15 protein-coding genes are annotated in these 18217 nt (G+C 73.7%); 6 read left to right on the top strand and 9 right to left on the bottom strand.

Annotated elements, in window-relative coordinates; translation table 11 throughout:
- The first annotated feature begins 59 nt into the window (after positions 1–59).
- The gene (locus tag EV372_RS00545; protein ID WP_130394263.1) at positions 60–800 is read left to right on the top strand and encodes a PIG-L deacetylase family protein; all 741 of its coding nucleotides are present in this window, start codon (positions 60–62) and stop codon (positions 798–800) included.
- A gap of 43 nt (positions 801–843) precedes the next feature.
- Here the strand turns inward: EV372_RS00545 and EV372_RS00540 are convergent, their stop codons facing one another.
- Entirely contained in the window at positions 844–1947 is a 1104-nt protein-coding gene (locus tag EV372_RS00540; RefSeq protein WP_130394261.1) for a serpin family protein, read from the bottom strand.
- Positions 1948–2218: 271 nt separating this feature from the next.
- On the opposite strand from EV372_RS00540, the gene EV372_RS00535 reads away from it, so the two are divergent.
- Positions 2219–3049: a DUF3159 domain-containing protein gene (locus EV372_RS00535; RefSeq protein ID WP_130394259.1), complete on the top strand. Its 831-nt coding sequence runs from the start codon at positions 2219–2221 to the stop codon at positions 3047–3049.
- A 25-nt stretch (positions 3050–3074) separates the two neighbouring features.
- Here EV372_RS00535 and EV372_RS00530 read toward each other — a convergent pair whose 3' ends face one another.
- Positions 3075–3764 carry a potassium channel family protein gene (locus EV372_RS00530; protein ID WP_130394258.1) on the bottom strand — a complete coding sequence of 230 codons (690 nt, stop codon included), beginning with the start codon at positions 3762–3764 and terminating at the stop codon, positions 3075–3077.
- Positions 3757–4428: a potassium channel family protein gene (locus EV372_RS00525; protein WP_130398688.1), complete on the bottom strand. Its 672-nt coding sequence runs from the start codon at positions 4426–4428 to the stop codon at positions 3757–3759. The genes EV372_RS00530 and EV372_RS00525 overlap by 8 nt, the downstream gene beginning before the upstream one ends.
- Positions 4429–4645: 217 nt before the next feature.
- Between EV372_RS00525 and EV372_RS00520 the strand changes: the two genes are divergently transcribed.
- Entirely contained in the window at positions 4646–5932 is a 1287-nt protein-coding gene (locus EV372_RS00520) for a class I SAM-dependent RNA methyltransferase (protein ID WP_130394256.1), read from the top strand.
- A gap of 134 nt (positions 5933–6066) precedes the next feature.
- On the opposite strand, the gene EV372_RS00515 is transcribed toward EV372_RS00520, so the two are convergent.
- The 5 genes from EV372_RS00515 to EV372_RS00495 all read right to left on the bottom strand — a co-directional run bounded on the left by EV372_RS00515 (position 6067) and on the right by EV372_RS00495 (position 12428).
- Positions 6067–8424, bottom strand: a complete 2358-nt coding sequence (locus tag EV372_RS00515; RefSeq protein WP_130394254.1) for a M64 family metallopeptidase — start codon at positions 8422–8424, stop codon at positions 6067–6069.
- 104 nt (positions 8425–8528) lie between these two features.
- Positions 8529–10160 carry a hypothetical protein gene (locus tag EV372_RS00510; protein WP_130394252.1) on the bottom strand — a complete coding sequence of 544 codons (1632 nt, stop codon included), beginning with the start codon at positions 10158–10160 and terminating at the stop codon, positions 8529–8531.
- Positions 10157–11047 (bottom strand): ATP-binding cassette domain-containing protein, encoded by an 891-nt coding sequence (locus tag EV372_RS00505; protein ID WP_130394250.1) that lies wholly within the window; start codon positions 11045–11047, stop codon positions 10157–10159. Before EV372_RS00505 ends, EV372_RS00510 begins: the two co-directional genes overlap by 4 nt.
- Positions 11044–11844 (bottom strand): zf-HC2 domain-containing protein, encoded by an 801-nt coding sequence (locus EV372_RS00500; RefSeq protein ID WP_130394248.1) that lies wholly within the window; start codon positions 11842–11844, stop codon positions 11044–11046. The genes EV372_RS00505 and EV372_RS00500 overlap by 4 nt, the downstream gene beginning before the upstream one ends.
- Positions 11841–12428 (bottom strand): RNA polymerase sigma factor, encoded by a 588-nt coding sequence (locus EV372_RS00495; RefSeq protein WP_017564300.1) that lies wholly within the window; start codon positions 12426–12428, stop codon positions 11841–11843. The genes EV372_RS00500 and EV372_RS00495 overlap by 4 nt, the downstream gene beginning before the upstream one ends.
- A 125-nt stretch (positions 12429–12553) precedes the next feature.
- Here EV372_RS00495 and EV372_RS00490 point away from each other — a divergent pair, with 125 nt between their 5' ends.
- From EV372_RS00490 to EV372_RS00480, 3 genes are all read left to right on the top strand, one after another.
- The gene (locus EV372_RS00490) at positions 12554–13489 is read left to right on the top strand and encodes an LLM class F420-dependent oxidoreductase (RefSeq protein ID WP_130394246.1); all 936 of its coding nucleotides are present in this window, start codon (positions 12554–12556) and stop codon (positions 13487–13489) included.
- 393 nt (positions 13490–13882) lie between these two features.
- Positions 13883–16606: an aconitate hydratase AcnA gene (gene acnA, locus EV372_RS00485; protein ID WP_130394244.1), complete on the top strand. Its 2724-nt coding sequence runs from the start codon at positions 13883–13885 to the stop codon at positions 16604–16606.
- Positions 16607–16812: 206 nt separating this feature from the next.
- The gene (locus EV372_RS00480) at positions 16813–17244 is read left to right on the top strand and encodes an SRPBCC family protein (protein WP_013153883.1); all 432 of its coding nucleotides are present in this window, start codon (positions 16813–16815) and stop codon (positions 17242–17244) included.
- 166 nt (positions 17245–17410) lie between these two features.
- Here the strand turns inward: EV372_RS00480 and EV372_RS00475 are convergent, their stop codons facing one another.
- Entirely contained in the window at positions 17411–17674 is a 264-nt protein-coding gene (locus EV372_RS00475; protein ID WP_130394242.1) for a hypothetical protein, read from the bottom strand.
- Positions 17675–18217 lie beyond the last annotated feature (543 nt).

Genomic DNA, 18217 nt, shown 5'->3' with positions numbered 1-18217 from the left:
GCCCCGCACCGCCGGGGAGGCGCCGGGCAGGGCGCGCCGTCTTCCGTAGTCTGTGGCACATGACGCAGACGACGGAGAACAGCGCGCCCCGGCCGATCCCCGAGGACTGGAACCGGGCCCTGGCTGTGGTGGCCCACCCCGACGACCTGGAGTTCGGCAGCTCCTCGGCGATCGCCCGCTGGACCGGCCAGGGCAAGGACGTGGTGGAGCTGCTGGTCACCCGGGGCGAGGCGGGCATCGACACCATCGCCCCCGAGGAGTGCGCGCCGCTGCGCATGGCCGAGCAGCGCGCCTCGGCGGCGGCGGTCGGCGCGGGCACCGTGGAGTTCCTCGACTTCCCCGACGGCACCCTGGAGTACGGGATCCCGCTGCGCGCCGCGCTGGCCGAGGCGATCCGGCGCCACCGCCCCGACGTGATCGTCTCCATCAACTTCCGCGACCACTTCGCGGGTTCGAGCGCCCTCAACCACGCCGACCACCGGGTGCTGGGCCCGGCCCTGCTGGACGCGGTCCGCGACGCGGCCAACCGGTGGGTGTTCCGCGAGCAGCTGGAGGAGGGCCTCCAGCCGTGGTCGGGCGTGCGCTTCGTGGCCTTCGGCGCCTCGCCCCTGGCCACCCACTACGTCGAACTGGGCGAGGCCGACCTGGCCGCGGGCGTGGCGTCGCTGGACGCCCACGCCCTCTACCTGGCCAACCTGGAGGGGTTCGACCAGAAGTCCTTCCTGCCGCGGGCCGCCGCCCAGGCGGGGGAGTGGGCCGGGGTCCCCCTCGCCACCGCCTTCGAGGTGTTCGAGGTCTGAACCGCCGCCCGCGAACGCGGGCGGCGGCGCGGCCCCGGCCGGGTCAGGAGGCGGGGCCCGGGTCCACGGGGTCGGTGACGCGGCCCAGGAACAGGACCGCCCCGCCGCGGCGCAGCACGAACACGAACGGCCGGTCCACGGTGAACGCGACCGGCCTCGGCGCCACCGCGGCCGCCCGGAGCATCATCACGGCGGTCGCGGCGGCGCCCTCGGCGCCCTTCTCGTCCACCCGCAGCACCGACTGGTGCAGGATCTCGTCGGCGCGCAGCGGTTCCGGGCTGATCCCGTCGAAGCGGGCCTCGTCCGTGGCCAGGTCGCGCACGCCCAGCGCCGCCAGCGGTTCGAGCAGGGAGGTGTCGGTCTCCACCTCGAAGCGCGGCAGGGCCAGGTCCACCTGCTGGGAGGAGCGGTGGCCGTACAGGTCCGCGAGCGCGTCGGCCGTCACCGGGGCGGGAGCGGCCGCGCGCTCGTCGGGCAGCAGCACGTCCAGGGTCAGGCCGTGGTCGCCCTCCAGGCTCACCATGCTCCACCCCCGGGCCCGCGCGTGCGGCAGACGGGCCGAACGGTGCATGGTGGGCACCTTCCGTCTGCCCGACGGTGCGTGGAAGGGCCTGTCCCGGGTCCGGGCGGGGTCGAAGGGGTCGGGCCAGGCCAGTTTCACCCACAGCGCGTTGACCAGCAGCAGACGCACGCCCGGGTGGACGCTGCCCGCGGGGAGCAGCTCCTCGATCAGGCCGCGGGTCACCTCCGCCACCCGGGCGTTGACCCGTGAGCGCACGCCCTCGGAGTCGTGCTCGAAGTCGGCGTTCTCCACCTCGGCCCCGGCGCGCTCGCGCACCCGGGACGCGAAACCCGGCAGGACCTCCAGGTCGGCGGGCACGTACAGGCCGTTGAGGCTGGCCAGGTCGAGTCCGGGCTCGGCGGCCACGGCCGCGTCCAGCTCCTCCAGCTGGCCCCGCGCGTCCGCGCCCAGCAGCGCCTCCAGTTCGGCCAGGGTGCGCTCCCGGGCGCCGGTGGCCAGCAGCGCCAGCACCGTGCCCACCGAGTGGGGGGACCACACGTGCGACTCCCCCGGCCGGGTCAGCACCCGGTCCAGCGCGGCGGCGAACTCCAGATGGTCCCGGCGCGGGGACGTGCTCGTCTGCATGGGCTCCTGCTCGCTCTCGGCTCCGGTGTCTGGTCGCCAGCGTACGGAACGGCCCTCCTCCACCGCCAGGGTGCGCCGCGGGGTGAGAAGCCGCACGCGACAAGCCCGGACCCAAGGGGGCAAAGGCGGGCGGAGCGCATCCGCGCGACCACCGCGCGTACCCCGCGACCGGTCGCACGTCACATAGGCTTGGGCCGACACGGCGCGCGGAACCGTGTTGGACGCCCCGCGCGGCGACGACCGCCCACGACCGAACCCGAGCAGGAGCAGGATGACTGAGCACCAGCGGGCCGCCGAGGAGGCCGCCCCGGCCGCCGGGGCGGACGACAGAGCCGCGGCGGACGCCCCGGACTCCGGGGACGCCTCCGCCCCGGAGCGCGACTCCGGCCGGGGCGCCACGGCGGCGGACCGCCCGGCGGTCACCGAGGACACGGTCGAGGCGCTCGTGCGCTCGCAGCTGGCCAAGGCGCTGGGCGGCAAGCGCGGCATGGTCGAGGCGGCGGTGCCGACCCTGACCTTCACCGTCTCCTACATCGTCAGCTCGGAGCTGCGGCTGTCGATCGTCCTGGGCGTGGTCGCGGCCCTGGTCCTGGGCGCGGTCCGGCTCGTGCAGCGCTCCTCGGTGCAGTACGTGCTCACCAGCCTGTTCGGCATCGGCATCGCCGCGGTCTTCGCCATGCGCAGCGGCAACGCCGCCGACGCCTTCCTGCCGGGCGTCATCTACAACGCCGTCTACGCCGTGGTGCTGAGCCTGTCGGTGCTGGTGCGCTGGCCCGCGATCGGGCTGATGATCGGCCCGTTCATCGGCGACAAGGAGGACTTCACCTCCTGGCGCGCCAACCCGGCCGTGGTCACCCTGGCCTCACGCCTGACCTGGCTGCTGGTCCTGCCCTGCGTGATCCGGGTGCTCGTGCAGTACCCGCTGTGGATGGCCGACCACTACGGCTGGGCCGACACCTTCGCCCTGCTGGGCTTCTCCAAGGTCGCCATGGGCTGGCCGCTCCAGGTCGCGGCGTTCGCGGCCATGGTCTGGGTGCTGGCCCGGGGCCGCACCCCGCTGGAGGAGCGGGAGCACCCGGCCCGGGACGAGACGGCGGACTGAGCGGGCGTCCCGGCGGACGCGCGCCCTAGAGGCCGGGGTCGTCCGCCGAGCCCAGCAGGGACTCCAGGGCGCCCAGGACCTCGGGCTCGGCCAGGAACACCACGGTGTCGCCCACCGACAGGGTCCGGCCCGGGTCCGGCGGGCGCACCCCGCCGGGGCCCACCACCGCCACCAGCGCCACCCCCTCGGGCAGCGACTCCGCCAGCGCGCCCTCCGGCCCGCCCGCGAACGGGCTCTCGGCGTGCAGCACCGACTCGGCGATCTCGGCCCCCGGCAGCGGCGGCAGGGAGTCCTCCCCGCCCGGCTCCTCCTCGGGGACCCCCTCGACCAGGTCGGCGATCAGCCGCGGCGGGGAGACCGCCAGGTCCACGCCCCAGGACTCGTTGAACAGCCACTCGTTGTCGGGGTCGTTGATGCGGGCGATCACCCGGTCCACCCCGAACTCGGTCTTGGACAGCAGGGACACCACCAGGTTGACCTTGTCGTCGCTGCTGGCCGCGACCACCACGTCGAAGTCCTCCAGACGGGCGTCCTCCAGCGTGGCCAGCTCGCAGGCGTCGGCCAGCAGCCACTCCACCTGGGGGAGGTCGTCCACGCCGATGGCGCGGGTGTCCCGGTCGATCAGCAGCACGTCGTGGCCGCTGCCCGCCAGCTCCGTGGCGATGGAGCGTCCCACGCTCCCGGCTCCCGCGATGGCGATCCGCATCTCACCCACGCCCCGTCTCGTCGTCGTCCAGCCGCAGCCCGTCCAGGTCGCGGCCGCGGGCGACCACGTGCAGGACGTCGCCCTCCTCCAGGAGCTCACCGGATCCGGCCAGGAGGATCCGGCCCGCACGGGTCAGGTAGACCACCCGCACCGGTGCCCGCTCCTCCAGGTCGGCGACGCGGCGACCGGCCCACCCCCGCGGCAGGTTCATCTCGTTCATGGCCAGGGTCCCGGACGCGTCCTGCCACTCCGGCCCGGCGGTGAGCCGCCCGTCGCCCGGCACCATCCGGCGCAGGACCGCGTCGGCCGTCCAGCGCACCGTCGCCACCGTGGGGATGCCCAGCCGCTGGTAGACCTCGGCCCGGCGGGGGTCGTAGATCCGCGCGACCACGTTGTCCACGCCGAACGCCTCGCGGGCCACCCGCGCCGAGATGATGTTGGAGTTGTCCCCGTTGCTGACCGCGGCGAAGGCCCCCGCGCGGTCGATCCCGGCGGCGAGCAGGACCTCCCGGTCGTGCCCCTGCCCCCGGACCGCGTGCTTGGCCACGGAGCCGCGCAGACGCCGGAACGCCTCGGGGTCCCGGTCGATCACCGCCACCGTGTGCCCCAGGTCAACCAGGGTGTGCGCGAGGGTGGACCCCACCCGCCCGCACCCCATGATCACGATGTGCACCTCGCCCGCACTCCCGTCGAGATAGCCGCCGCGCACGCCGCGGTCGCGCGTGCGCACAGTGACACCTTGGCACAGACGCGGCCGACACGCTCGGTCGCCCCGGCCGTCCACGGGCCCGTCCGGGAGGCGGGTTCCGGCAGGTAGATTGGGGACGGTTGGTGGCTGTGCGCGCAGGGTCACCCGTCACGTGACCCGACCATCTTTGAGGACGACCGCCATGAACCGTGTGGGACAGGATTTCGAGCTGACCGTGGACGACGTCGCGCACGGGGGCTGGTGCGTGGGGCGCCACGAGGACCAGGTGGTCTTCGTCCGCCACGCCCTGCCCGGCGAGCGGGTCCGCGTCCGCGTCACCGAGCAGACCTCCCGCTTCATGAGGGGCGACGCCGTCGAGGTCCTCCAGGCCTCCCCGGACCGCGTCCAGGCCCCCTGCCCGGCCGCCGGGCCCGGCAAGTGCGGAGGCTGCGACTGGCAGCACGCCGCCCCGGAGGCGCAGCGGGCGCTCAAGGGCAAGGTCGTCGCCGACCAGCTGCGGCGCATCGCCGGGATCGACCGCCGGGTCGAGGTGGAGGAGCTGCCCGGCACCCCCGACGGCCTGGGCTGGCGCACCCGCGTGCGCTTCGCCGTGGACTCCGGCGGCCGCGCCGGACTGCGCCGCCACCGCTCCCACGACATCGAGCCCGTCGAGCGCTGCCTCATCGCCCACCCCGGCGTGACCGAGCTCGGGGTGACCGACGTCACGTGGGAGGGCGTCCGCGACGTGGAGGCGGTCGCCTCGGCCGCCTGCGCCGACCGCGCCGTGGTCGTCACACCGACCGGGGCCAGGCTGGACTCCCTGCCCGAACTGGGTACCTCCAGCGCGGTGCTGCGCCGGTTCAAGGGCGGCCGCGTCCAGCAGGTGCGCGGACGCAGGGGCGTGCGCGAGAAGGTCGACGGCCGCGAGTACCGCGTCAGCGCGGGCGGCTTCTGGCAGGTGCACCCGGCCGCCGCCGAGGTGCTCACCGCCGCCGTCCTGGACGCTCTGGAGCCCAAGCCCGGCGAGACCGCCCTGGACCTGTACTGCGGGGCGGGGCTGTTCACCGGCGCGCTGGCCGCCGCCGTGGGCCCCGAGGGCCGCGCCATGGGCGTGGAGAGCGGCGCCGAGGCCGTGCGCGACGCCCGGTACAACCTCAAGGACATGGAGCAGGTCCGCGTCGAGCAGGGCGACGTGGCCGCCCAGCTGCGCGAGTGGGCGGACGTGCGCGCCGACGTCGTCGTGCTGGACCCGCCCCGGGCCGGTGCGGGCGCCGAGGTGGTGCGCTCCCTGACCGGGACGCGCCCCCGCAAGGTGGCCTACGTCTCGTGCGACCCCGCCACGCTCGCCCGCGACCTGGCCTCGTTCGAGCGGGCCGACTACCGTCTGGTGGACCTTCGCGCGTTCGACGCCTTCCCGATGACCCATCACGTGGAGTGCCTGGCGGTGCTGGAGCCGGTCCACCCGGCCCGCCGCCACCGGGAGGGCTGACCGCGACCCCCTCGGACCGCCGGGCACGGCGCGGCCCGGGACCGGCAGCCGCTCCCGGGTCGGTGCGGTGGCGGAGTCCGCGGGGGACCGCCGGGACGGGAGGCGAGGGCCTCACGCCCCGGCGGCACGGCCGGTCACAGGTGCGCGCACTGCCCCGCGGCCGAGCCCGTGACGTCGTTGGCGGCGCCGAAGTCGGCGATCGCCGGGCTGTTGCCGGTGCAGGACAGCGAGCCCCGGACGCTGTTGCCCGCCAGGACCGGTCCGTAGCCCCCGGGGTCCCCGGTCCAGGTCGGGGACGGGACCTGGGTGTTGCCGTGCAGGGCCAGCGAACCCGTCAGCTCCGAGCCCAGGACCATCACCTCCGAGGTGGTCCCGCTGACGCGCACCGCGCCGCGGACCTCGGTGCCGGTGAGCCGGACGGTGTGGGCGCCGTCGGCGTTCAGCCCGCCCCGCAGCGACCCGCCGTCCACGACGAGCGAGGCGCCCGCGGCCACGTCCACGCCGCCGTTCACCACGGCCCCGTCGAGGCAGACCACGCCCGAGTCCACGTCCAGGCCGCCCCGGACCGTTCCGGTGACGGTCTCGGTGCACTCGGGGTCGGCCGCCGGGACGACGGTCGCGCGGAAGGAGTCGGGGGAGCCGGTGTTGCCCGCCGCGTCGATGGCGCGGTGCTCCACCGTGTGCGTCCCCCAGCCCGGTTCGTGTCCGTCGACCTCGAACACCGCCGTGGACAGCCCGCCGCTGCCCAGGCTTCCGTAGACGAGGTCGTCGACGTTGGTGCCGTCCGGGGTGAACCTGAACGGCGCCCCGGGGTCGTCGGGCCAGCCGTAGTAGTGGTGCCAGCCGTCGCCGTCGACGCGGAACTCCCCGACGACGTGGCCCTCGCCGTCGTCGCGCGGCGAGAGCCGCATGGAGAACGCGTTGAGGTGGATGTGGTGGTCCTGCCCGGCGGTGGCGGCGGGCTCGGACAGCTCGCGCGGCGCGGTGGGAGCGGTGTTGTCCACCTTCCAGACCAGGGTCTGTGAGTCCCCGCCCGGGGCGGCCGGGTCGGTGACCGCGGCGGTCAGCGTGTGCGTGCCCGCCCCGGGGGCGACCGCGCCCAGGTCCAGGGTGCGCCCGTCGGCGGAGGTGGACACCTCACGCCCGTCCAGGGTCCAGGCCACGTCCAGCACCCGGTCGGTGGGGCGGGAGGTCTCGGCGTAGACCACCTCGTCGCCGCCGACGGCGCGCGCGGTGTCGCGGAAGCGGGTGAACTCCACGGTCCCCGCGTCCGCGGGCAGCGGTTCCCCGACGGTCCAGGAGCGCGTCTGCGTCAGGGCGGCGGACTCGCGGATGAGCGGATCGCGGACGAAGCCGGTGGGGTCCTGCACCCGGACGCTCACCTTCGCCCCCTCGTCGAGGCCGAGCCCGGACAGGTCCAGGGCGCGCGAGCCCGCCGCCTCGGGCAGTTCCTCGCCGTCGACCGACCAGGTGTACTCCAGTTCGTGGAAGACGGGGTGGGGGCCCTCCACCCACACGGCGTCCTCGGGCCCCACCTCGCCCTCGGGGGTGGAGGAGACCGGCATCTCGCCCCGGTCGCGCAGGCCGGAGATCCGCTGGACCATCACCTCCCGGGCGACCTGGTCGAAGTAGTAGCCCAGCGACTTGAGCATGGAGTGCCCGCTGGGGCGCCACACGCCCTCGGAGTGGTACAGACCGCCCTCGTGGCCGTCGGGGCCGGCGGCGCCGATGGTCCCGCCCGCCTCGCTCTCCTCACCGAGCCAGCGCCACCACTTCTCCCGCCGGTCGAGCATCTCCCGCGACGACATCAGGGTGTGGTGGGCCGAGTCGGGTTCCCCTCCCGTGTAGCGGCCCAGGCTCGTGTCGCGGAAGTAGTACGGGTACTCGTCCTGGAGCTCTCCCAGGGAGTGCCCGAGCTCGTGCGGGCTGATCAGCGCGGACAGGGCGTTGCCCGAGGAGGCGGTGGCGGTGGCGCCGCCGCGCCCCCCGTAGGTGCCGCTGTTGGCCAGGGCCAGGATCTGCCGGTTGTCCGCGCTCACCCCGGGCACCAGGTCGGCCGCGGCCTCGGCGGCCTCCTCGTCCACGGTCAGCAGCCGCTCCAGGGCTTCGGGGTCGCAGCCGTTGAAGAAGCCCATGCCCAGGGCGGTGTCGCGCTCCTGGTCCTCCCGGGCGGGGTCGCAGTCCACGCCCGACTCGGCTGAGGGGGTCTGCACCGCGTACACGTTGAGGTAGTTGCGGTAGGTGCGGAAGGGTTCGATGCTCCACTGCACGTTGAGGTGCTGGTCGAGCTGCTCGCGGAAGAGCGGCATCTCCTCCTCGGTGTAGCCGTCGCCGAGGATGACCAGGTTGAAGCGTTCGGAGGGGTCGCCGGTGACCTGGATCGGCACCACCCGCGCCTCGGAGGGGGAGGTCTCGGCCGCCGCGGGTGCGGCGGGGCTCAGGACCGCGGTCAGGAGGGGGAGGGCGGCGAGTGCCGCCGTGGTTCTGCGCACGGGGAGTGGCCTCGTTTCTGGTGCGGCGTGCCCGGAAGCCTAGGGAGGCGGGCGGGGCCGATCCAGAGCGCGGGGCATAGGTCATTCGATAACCCGGTCGCGGTTCAGCCGCACACGGGCCGGGCGTACCGCCTCGGGTCCTCCTCGGAGGTGTGGTACTGGTGCTCGGGGTAGAGCCGCCGCCAGTCCCCGGGCCCGGCGGGTTCGGTGGAGGACTCCCTCAGCGGCGTGTCCAGCAGCAGCGCCAGCTCCAGGCTGGTCGTGCGCGGGTCGGTCAGCCTCTCCCAGTTCCGCTCCAGGACCCGGCTCACCCGCTCCTCGGGCAGGTCGGCCATGGCCAGGGAGAGCTCCAGGTCCACCGGGGAGGGCTGGTAGGCGTACAGGTTCGCGGCCAGCGTGTCCAGGGTGTCGTAGCGGGACAGGCCCTCCACGCTGGCGGCCAGCCACGCCGCCAGCAGTACGCGCGCCTGCCCGGTGCCCAGGCATCCGGTCTCGTAGGGGTCGGACAGGCCCAGGACCACCCGGGCCGCCTCGCCCACCATCGCGGTCTGCCAGTAGTGGTCCCAGCCGCCTGTGTACGCGTGGACCACCACGTCCCGGTCCCGGGGCACGTCCAGCTCCCGGTGGTAGGAGAAGCTCTCCTGCCACACCACGGGCATGCGCTCGCGCGGGAGATCGGGCAGCAGGTCCAGGGCCGGGCCCAGGGCGCCGTGCCAGCGCTCCACCCACGGTTCGAAGCCGGGCAGGGGGCAGTAGGTGACGCCCTCCCTGGTCTGGCAGGGCGGCCCCTGCGCGCCGTACACCCGGCTGTCGGGGATGGGGGCGTACAGCGGCTGGGTCTGGCGGCCGTGGACGACGGTGCCGACGGCGGCGGCCAGCAGCACGGCGGCCGCGCCCAGGCAGGCCGCCCGGTGGGCGCGGCGGCCCCGCGCGGCCGAGGCCAGGACGGCCAGGAGGGCCACGACCAGCACGGAGTAGACCAGGTAGACGGTGGCCACGTCCGTGACGGAGGGGGCGCTCACGTTGAAGGGGTCCAGGGCGACGCGGGCCGCCCACTCCACCCGGAGCACGGCGCTCGACAGGTTGGCGTCCACCGCCGAGACGCCGTACAGCCAGTAGGCGGGCAGGGCCAGCAGGGTCACGACCAGCGGCAGGTAGGAGCGGGTCCACGCCACCAGGGCGATGGACAGCAGCGGGCCCGCGGCCGCCAACAGCAGGGGCGCCGGGTAGGCGGACGGGCTCAGTGTGCCCAGCAGGGGAGGGGACAGCCAGCGGTCCACCCCGGCCCACAGCACGACCAGTGCCGTGCCGACCAGCGAGGACGCCGCCATCAGGGACAGCAGTCGTCCCGTCCGGCCCAGCGGGGAGACCAGGCGCGGGCAGTAGCGGACCTCGCGCATGGCGGGGAAGGCGACCGCGGCGAAGAGCACCGCGCCCACGGCCGTCGCGGCGGCGTCGGCGTTGTCGTACCAGTGCTCCAGGGTGGCCGTCTCGCTCGCCCAGTCCGGGGTCACGAGCAGGTACACGCCCACCAGGGAGCCCGGGAGCACGAACGGGTTGCGGGCCAGGCGGAACGCGTTGAACCAGGTCAGGCGGGCGAACGTGGCCGCGCTCCGGGCGGCGTGCCTGCGTGCGGCGCGTGTCCGGGAGGCGCCGCGGTCCGGGGCCGCGGCCTCCTGACCGCTGGGCGCCCCTCGCGCGGGTCCGGCGCCGACCGCGTGTCGGGTGGGGCTCACCGGTCGCCCCGTTCCACGCCGGTGAGCAGCAGGTAGGCGTCCTCCAGGCTGGGTTCGACCGGCTCCAGACCCTCGGAGGGGCCGGGCGCGGCGCCGCCCGCGGGGGTGAGCACCCGGTAGCGCCCGTCGGCCAGGCGCCAGGCGGTGTACTCCCGGCCGGGGCGGCCGTCGCGCTCCCACACGTGCCCGCGCGCCCCGTCCACCAGCGCGCGGGGCGTCCCGTCGAAGATCACCCGGCCCGCGTCCAGGCACACCACGCGCTGGCACAGGGCGGCCACGTCCTCGATCTGGTGGGTGGACAGCACCACGGTGCTGCGCACGGCCAGCTCCGAGACCAGGCCGCGGAACCGGATGCGCTGCTCGGGGTCCAGGCCGATGGTCGGCTCGTCCAGCAGCAGCACCCGGGGGTCCCCGAGCAGGGCCGAGGCCAGGCCCAGCCGCTGGCGCATACCGCCGGACAGGCGCCGGACCCGGCTGTGGCGGCGGTCGTGGAGACCGACCCGTTCCAGGACCCGGCGCACCTCGTCGTGGCGGGCGCGGCGTCCGCCCAGCTCCTTGAGCACCGCCATGTAGTCCAGCAGGCCGAACGCGGTGAAGTACGGGTAGAACTCGGGGTTCTGCGGCAGGTAGCCCAGGTGGCGGCGGATCTCGGTGCGCTCGGCGGCCCGCGCGGGGTCGTGTCCGAGCACGCGCAGTTCGCCGTCGTCGGCCTCCAGGTCGGTGGCCAGGCAGCGCAGCAGGGTGGTCTTGCCCGCGCCGTTGCGCCCCAGCAGCCCGGTCACGCCGGGGCCCAGGTCCAGGTCGATCCCGGCCAGGGCGGTGCGGGTGCCGTAGCGGTGCCCCAGCCCGCGGACGCTGACGGCGGCCCGCGCGGTCGTCGCGCTCACGCCGTCCTCATCCGCAGCAGGAGTGCGCCGAGCAGGGCGGTGAGCGCGCCCGCCCACCACATCTGGGCCTGGGGCGCGAGCAGGTGCAGGGGCGTGGCGTCCTCGGAGGCGGTCAGGACGCCCAGGGCGGCCAGCCACAGCAGCCCCACCGCGGCGCTGGCCGCGCCCAGGTGCGTCCAGCGGCTGAGCACGAGGGACCCGGCGACCAGGGTGAGGGCGGGCAGCAGCCAGAACACCGCCTTCCAGGGGGTGTGCGCGTGGGGCAGCAGCAGCGCCGCCGACATGCACAGGGTCAGCGCGGGCACCAGCACCGCGCAGGTGCGCAGGAACAGCAGCCGCTGGCCCGCCAGCGGCGTGACCGAGGTCAGCGAGTGGGCCGGGTCCACCCCGCGCCCGTAGGCCAGGGCCACCCCGGCCAGGGGCACCACCGGGGCGGTGAAGGTGAACATCAGCGAGCCGTGCGGCAGGTGGTGGGCGGCCAGCAGGGCTGCCGTCAGCACCACGACCGTGGCCAGCAGCCAGGCCCGGTACAGGGAGGGGGTGGCGGCCAGCAGCTTGGCGGTGCCCTCGCCCAGCCCCAGTGAGGACAGCAGGGACTCGACGGGCCCGCGCCGGGGGCGGTCCACGACGTCGCGCAGGTCCTCCCAGCTCCGGGCCAGCCAGGGCTCGTCGGCGGGCAGCAGGTCGCGGCAGGGCGCGCAGTGGGTGATGTGTGCCTCCACGGACATGGCGGTGACGTCGTCGGAGCGGTGGTGGGCGTACTCGTGTGCCTGGGCAGGGGTCAGGTGCCAGCTCATGTCAGTGCCTCCCGTAGCCGCGCCTTGGCGCGCATGACCCGTGTCTTGACGGTTCCCTCGGGGATCTGGAGGATCTGCGCGGCCTCCCGGACGGTGAGCCCGTCGAGCACGGTGGCCTGGATGGCCGAGCGCAGTTCCGGGGAGAGGGAGTGCAGGGCGGCGCCCAACGGGCCGTGCTCGATGTTGAGCAGCACGGTGTCCTCGGCGGAGGCGTCGCCGATGGTCTCGTAGGGTTCGGTGTCGCTGTCGGCGATCCAGCGGTTGGCGCGTTTGCGCAGCTGGGAGATGAGCTGGCGGATCGCGATGGTCCACAGCCAGGCCCCGGCGTCGGTGTCGCCGGGGCGGGGGGTGAAGGAGCCCGCGTTCCTCCACACGGCCAGGAAGGTCTCCTGGAGGGCGGCGTCGAGCTGGTCGGGGTCGGAGCACCGGTAGCGCAGCCGGGCCCGCAGCCAGGTGGCGTGCCTGCGGTGCAGGAACTCCAGCGCGCGGGTCTCGCCCGCGGCGACGGCGGCCAGCAGCACCGGGTCGGTGCTGTCCGGGTCGTAGGAGGGCGCGCGGCGGCGCGCGCGGCGGAGCAGCTTCACAGGAGGGACTATCGCGGAGGACGGGCGTTTCGGTTCGGCGGACGGGCGGGGCGCGGAAGCGCCTTTTCCACGGTAACCGCGCGGCGGTTTCGGTCTGGTCCGCGACGTGGGAGAAAATGGGGCTTATGCGTCTGAGGATCTTCCTTGAGCCCCAACAGGGGGCCACCTACGAGGACCAGCTCACCGTCGCCAGGGCCGTCGAGGACCTGGGTTTCGACGCTCTGTTCCGGTCCGATCACTATCTGCACATGGGGGATCACGTCAGCGGCCTCCCCGGGCCCACCGACGCCTGGATCACTCTCGCCGGGCTCGCCCGGGACACCTCCCGCATCCGCCTGGGCACGCTGATGACCGCGGCGACCTTCCGCCACCCCGCGCCCCTGGCGATCTCCGTCGCCCAGGTCGACCGCATGAGCGACGGCCGGGTGGAGTTCGGTTTCGGCTCGGGCTGGTTCGAGGAGGAGCACGCGGTCTACGGGATCCCCTTCCCCGCCACCGCCCGCGAGCGCTTCGACCGCTACGAGGAGCAGCTGGACATCATCACCGGCCTGTGGTCGACCCCGGTGGGGGAGACCTTCCGCTACGAGGGCAAGCACTACCGCCTGGCGGAGGGGCCCGCGCTGCCCAAGCCGCAGCAGGGCCCGCGTCCTCCGGTGCTGATCGGCGGCACCGGCCCCAAGCGCACGCCGCGCCTGGCCGCCAAGTACGCCGACGAGTACAACGTGCCCTTCAGCTCGATCGAGGACACCTCGGCCGCCTTCGAGCGGACCCGGGCCGCGGTGCGGGCCTCGGGGCGCAGCGCGCCGATGGTCTACTCCGCCGCGCAGGTGCTCTGCGTGGGCAGGGACGAGGCCGAGGTGGCCCGGCGGGCCGAGCGGATCGGCCGCGAGGTCCCCGAGCTGCGGGAGAACGGCCTGGCGGGCACCCCCGACGAGCTGGTGGACAGGATCGGCCGCTTCGCCGAGGCGGGCGCCGAGCGCATGTACCTCCAGATGCTGGACATGTCCGACCTGGACCACCTGGAGCTGGTGGCCTCGCGGGTCGCGCCGCAGCTGGACTGATCCGGAGCCCCGAAAGGGGTTGGGCCGGGGGCGGTCGCACACCGTTGGCGGCCGCCCGATAACTTGATATCGAGATACAAGTTAGATACCTTGACATCAAGATAACAGCGGGGTTCCCCTCGGCCCGCTCCCGGTTCGGGTGTGTGAAGTTGACCGCTTGAGCGCACCCGGTCCGGACAACGTGGGCGCCCGCTACCAGTGGGCCGCCCGGCCGGTGGCGAGTGGTGTCGCCGCAGGCCACGGCGGGCCTGACGGAGGCCGGGAGGCAGGCGGAGGTCACCCCCGCGGCCCTTCGCCCCCGGCAATCGGTCAGGGCGGCCTCGACAGGTCCCGCGTCCCTCCCATGGGGGAGGATGCTGGGAACGCAAGTGGCGAGATCAGGAGGCAGACACCGTGTCCGCGAACAGCTTCGGCGCCCGTGACACGTTGCGCGTTGGCGACGAGTCGTACGAGATCTTCCGTCTGGAGACCGTGGAGGGCTCCAGGCGGCTTCCCTACAGCCTGAAGGTGCTGCTGGAGAACCTCCTGCGCACCGAGGACGGTGCGAACGTCACCGCCGACCACATCCGGGCCCTGGGCGGCTGGGACCCCAAGGCCCAGCCCAACCAGGAGATCCAGTTCACCCCCGCGCGGGTGATCATGCAGGACTTCACCGGCGTCCCCTGCGTCGTCGACCTCGCCACCATGCGCGAGGCCGTGCGCGAGCTGGGCGGCGACCCGGACAAGATCAACCCGCTCGCCCCCGCCGAGCTGGTGATCGACCACTCCGTCGTCGTCGACCTCTTCGGCCGCCCCGACGCCTTCGAGCGCAACGTCGAGATCGAGTACGAGCGCAACTACGAGCGCTACAAGTTCCTGCGCTGGGGCCAGACCGCCTTCGACGAGTTCAAGGTCGTCCCGCCCGGCACCGGCATCGTGCACCAGGCCAACATCGAGCACCTGGCGCGCGTCACCATGAGCCGGGGCGGCCAGGCCTACCCCGACACCTGCGTCGGCACCGACTCGCACACCACCATGCAGAACGGCCTGGGCATCCTGGGCTGGGGCGTGGGCGGCATCGAGGCCGAGGCCGCCATGCTCGGCCAGCCGATCTCCATGCTCATCCCGCGCGTGGTCGGCTTCAAGCTGACCGGTGAGCTCCAGCCCGGCACCACCGCCACCGACCTGGTGCTGACCATCACCGAGAAGCTGCGCCAGCACGGCGTGGTCGGCAAGTTCGTCGAGTTCTACGGCGAGGGCGTGGCCTCCGTGCCGCTGGCCAACCGCGCCACCATCGGCAACATGAGCCCGGAGTTCGGCTCCACCGCCGCGATCTTCCCGATCGACGACGAGACCATCCGGTACATGAAGCTGACCGGCCGCTCCGAGCAGCAGGTGGCCCTGACCGAGGCCTACGCCAAGGCCAACGGCTTCTGGCACGACCCGGCCAACGAGCCCGAGTTCTCCGAGTACCTGGAGCTCGACCTGGCCGAGGTGGTCCCCTCCATCGCCGGTCCCAAGCGCCCGCAGGACCGCATCGCGCTGTCGGAGGCCAAGAGCACCTGGCGCCACGACGTGCGCAACTACGTCGAGGACAGCACCGACGAGGCGGGCGAGGAGTCCTTCCCGGCCTCGGACGCCCCGTCCCAGACCGCCAACGGCGCCCGGCCGCACAAGGCCGTCAAGGTCACCATGGCCGACGGCACCGAGACCGAGATCGACCACGGCGCCGTGGTGATCGCCGCGATCACCTCCTGCACCAACACCTCCAACCCCTCGGTCATGCTGGGCGCCGCCCTGCTGGCCAAGAAGGCGGTGGAGAAGGGCCTGACCCGCAAGCCGTGGGTCAAGACCTCCATGGCCCCGGGCTCCAAGGTCGTCACCGACTACTACGAGCGCTCCGGCCTGACCCCGTACCTGGACAAGCTGGGCTTCAACCTGGTCGGCTACGGCTGCACCACCTGCATCGGCAACTCCGGCCCGCTGCCGGAGGAGATCTCCCAGGCCGTCCAGGACAACGACCTGGCCGTCACCGCGGTCCTGTCCGGCAACCGCAACTTCGAGGGCCGGATCAACCCGGACGTGAAGATGAACTACCTGGCCTCGCCGCCGCTGGTGGTCGCCTACGCGCTCGCCGGGTCGCTGGACGTGGACATCACCACGGAGCCGCTGGGCATCGACAAGGACGGCGAGCCCGTCTTCCTGGCCGACATCTGGCCCAGCGCCGAGGAGATCCAGCAGGTCATGGACTCCGCGATCGCCTCGGACATGTACGAGTCCGCGTACTCGGACGTGTTCGCCGGCGACGAGCGCTGGCGCTCGCTGCCCACCCCGACGGGCAACACCTTCGAGTGGGAGGGCGAGTCGACCTACGTCCGCAAGCCCCCCTACTTCGAGGGCATGGAGACCACCCCGGCCCCGGTCACCGACATCACCGGCGCCCGGGTGCTGGCCAAGCTGGGCGACTCGGTCACCACCGACCACATCTCCCCGGCCGGCGCCATCAAGCCGGGCACCCCCGCGGCCGAGTACCTCAAGGCCAACGGTGTGGAGCGCCGCGACTTCAACTCCTACGGTTCGCGCCGCGGCAACCACGAGGTGATGATCCGGGGCACGTTCGCCAACATCCGCCTGCGCAACCAGATCGCGCCGGGCACCGAGGGCGGCTACACCCGCGACTTCACCCAGCCCGAGGGCCCGGTGTCGTTCATCTACGACGCCGCGCGCAACTACGCCGAGCAGGGTACCCCGCTGGTCGTCCTGGGCGGCAAGGAGTACGGCTCCGGCTCCTCGCGCGACTGGGCGGCCAAGGGCACCAGCCTGCTGGGCGTGCGCGCGGTCATCACCGAGTCCTACGAGCGCATCCACCGCTCCAACCTGATCGGGATGGGCGTCCTGCCCCTCCAGTTCCCCGAGGGCCAGTCCGCCGACTCCCTCGGCCTGACCGGCGAGGAGACCTTCTCCATCACCGGCGTGACCGAGCTGAACGAGGGCGGCATCCCCGACACGGTGAAGGTCAGCACCGACACCGGCGTGGAGTTCGACGCCGTGGTGCGCATCGACACCCCCGGTGAGGCCGACTACTACCGCAACGGCGGCATCCTGCAGTACGTGCTGCGCCAGCTGATCGCCAAGTAGGCGGGTCCGCCCGCGGGCGGACCCGTGCGCGGGCGCCCCACGCGGCTTCGCGGGGCCGCCGCCGTCCGAGGGACGGCGGCGGCCCCGTTCGCGTTCTCCCCTCCTCCAGGTAACGAAAAGGTATAGCCGACGCGGTTTGCCCGCGTCGGCTCGGGTAGCGGCACGGGTGAGGAACGAACGCAACCTACGGCGAAGGAACCGGATCAATGTCAGAGATCATCGAGACGGTGGAGGTCGACGTCCCGGTCACCGCCGCCTACGCCCAGTGGACGCGGTTCGAGGAGTTCCCCTCCTTCATGGAGGGGGTCGACAAGGTCGTCCGCACCGGTGACGGGCACATGCTCTGGACCATCGAGATCGGTGGCCAGAAGAGGGAGTTCGAGGCCGTGGTCACCGAACAGGTCCCCGGGGAGCGGATCGCCTGGAAGACCACGGACGGCACGACCCACGCGGGGGTGGTGACCTTCCACCGCCTGTCCGACACCAGCAGCAGGATCACCCTCCAGCTCAAGACCGTCCCGGAGGGCGTGGTCGAGCAGCTCGGAGACAAGCTCGGACTGGTCAAGACCCGTGCCAAGGGCGACATGAAGCGCTTCAAGGCCTTCGTCGAGCCCGGCCGGGAGAACCCGACCGGCTGACGCCGGTCCCGGTCCGCGGTCCGGTCCCCCGTCGCCTCCCCGGCGGCGGGGGACCGGACCGTTTCCGGGTCGGACCGTCCCGGACGCCGAGTCCTTCCCGGTCCCGGACACGCGGACTCCCGGCGCCGCCGTGCGGCGCCGGGAGCCGTCCCTCGCGTCCGGTGCGTCAGTGGCTGCCGCTGCTGACGCTGGAGTGGTAGGCCCCGTGGGGGCCGGCGTGCGACCAGGAGTGGTAGTACCAGCTGTGGCCGTGGTGGTGGCCGTGGCCGCTGCCTGACTTGACCACGTAGCTGTACGCACCGTCTCCACCGGCCCCCGACCAGCTGGACGAGTAGTAGCTGTCCGCCGAGGCCAGGGCCGGAGCCCCGAGCGCCAGGACGGGTGCGGCGACGACGGTGAACGCGAAGCGGCGCAGGGTCTTCCTCTGCATGGTGGGTTCCCTTCGAAGCTCGGTGCGGGGAGCGGCCGTGCGCGTGCCCTCGCCTCCAGCCGCACCGTCGGCGCGGTCCTGGACGCGTGACACCGCCGGACTGCGTCCCTTTCGTCCCTTTTGTCTTCTTTATTCATCCTGACGCCGGGGCGGCCCAAGAGGGAACACAAGGGACCTGCGCAAACACCAAAATCGGGATGTCGCGCCCCGCGTGCCTTCGAGGCGCCGCCGGGGAGCCGGGTCGGCGGCGGCATCCGCGCGCTGGCGCGGGTTCTGCTCGGCGGGACGTGCGGGAGTGGCCTCGGGGGCGCCCGGAAGAGGGCTCGCGGCGGCGTCGTGGGGTAAACCCCGGACATCTCACCCCCACCGGGGTCCCACGCGGGCCCCGTGTGTCCGAGTCGGGCCTTCGGGCGCCGCGCGGGACCGGAGGCCACCGGTGCGCGGCCCCGCGCGTCAGGGTCGGACCGTCCCGGACGCCGAGTCCTTCCCGGTCCCGGACACGCGAACTCCCGGCGCCGCCGTGCGGCACCGGGAGCCGTCATC

It is taken from the genome of Nocardiopsis sp. CNZ308 (assembly GCF_004217075.1).
The sequence above is the reverse complement of the archived record's forward strand: the minus strand, read 5'-3'. Positions and strand labels throughout refer to the sequence as shown.